The sequence below is a fragment of the Anaerosalibacter bizertensis genome (assembly GCF_009696605.1).
Lineage (GTDB): Bacteria > Bacillota > Clostridia > Tissierellales > Sporanaerobacteraceae > Anaerosalibacter > Anaerosalibacter bizertensis.
Window position 1 is genome coordinate 1 of record NZ_VULR01000043.1, and the last position, 1392, is coordinate 1392.

General features: G+C 28.2%; 1 protein-coding gene. It reads right to left on the reverse strand.

Annotated features, from left to right (window positions below; genetic code table 11):
* Positions 1 to 191: 191 nt before the first annotated feature.
* Positions 192 to 1312, reverse strand: a protein-coding gene (locus FYJ27_RS12585) for an IS3 family transposase (RefSeq protein ID WP_195839139.1) whose coding sequence is annotated in 2 segments (ribosomal slippage) — positions 192 to 1075 and positions 1075 to 1312 — 1122 coding nt in all. Because the reading frame shifts where the segments join, the coding sequence is not laid out codon by codon here.
* Positions 1313 to 1392: the final 80 nt, after the last annotated feature.

Consider the following 1392-nt stretch of genomic DNA (forward strand, 5'->3'; position numbering starts at 1 on the left):
TGACATGTCAACACTTTTTTGGACAGTTTTTTACCGAACAATATATTTAAACTTTCTTGAATTTATTTGCAAGTCTAAGATTATTTATTTAATCCCGTCAAGGGTAAATAAACTCGCTATCGCTCGCCCTTGACAAGATTAAAAAATAATCTTTTTAAAAGATGCAAATTCAAGGGAAATTTATTCACTTTTTATGCAGACTTCCTTTCTTTATATTCTTTTGGTGTTAAATAATCTAGTGAACCATGTATTCTATGGTTGTTATACCAGTTAATATAATCCATTAATTCTAGCTTTAATTCTTCTAAATTCTTAAATTCTTTCCCTTTGATACATTCAGTTTTTAACACGTTATTGAAGCTTTCTACTGGTGCGTTGTCATAGGGGCTTCCCTTGGCACTTAAGGATCTTTTTATCCCAAAGGTTTCTATTACTTCTTCTATTAATTTATTCTTGAATTCATTTCCTCTATCTGTATGAAATATTTTTATTTCAGTTAAAGGGTAGCTACAGCTTAGGAATGCTTCATATACTAGTTCTGCATCCTTTTTATCTCCTGCAGAGTAGCCTATTACTTCCTTATTGTGTAAGTCTAGTAATGTACAGATATAGTTCCACTTATTTCCTACCCTAACATAGGTTAAATCGCTTACTACTACTTCTAGCTTTTCTCTATTTTTAAAGTCTCTATTTACTATATTTTCTATTTTTTCTTCGTTACATTTGCTTTTTTTAACTTTATATTGAGCCACTGTATAATTTGATATTAATGAGTATTTTTCCATGATTCTACCTATTTTTCTTCTAGAAACTTTTATCTTTTTCTTTTCCAATTCTTTTTTTATTTTTCTTGTTCCATAGTTATTTCTGCTTTTGCGAAAAATATCTATTATTTCATTTTCTAATTGTATTTCTTCTTTTGAAATCTTGTTACTTTCAGCTCTTTTATTTATATGATAATATACTAAGCTTCTCGGGACCTTAAGTAGTTTACACATTGCGTTAATACTGTATTTATCTCTATTAGATAATATAAGGTCTATTTTTTGCCTAGTATCAACGCTGCCTGCTTTAAAATATCATTTTCCATTTCTAATTGTTTTACCTTTTTTCTTAATTCTATTAATTCTTTTTCTTCTTCTGTCCTATTATCATCTATATTAAATGATCCTGAACCATTATATCTTTCTATCCACGTAGTAATAGTGGATTTTGCAATTCCATATTCTCTATTTAGATCTGCCAAAGATTTACCATTATTATATAGGCTAACTATTTGTTTTTTGAAATCTTCCGTATACCTTTTTGCCATTTTAATTCCTCCCAATTCTTTATATTTTATATTATATCATTGTTCGGAATTTAGTTGTCCTATTTAGTATAGCCTATCTA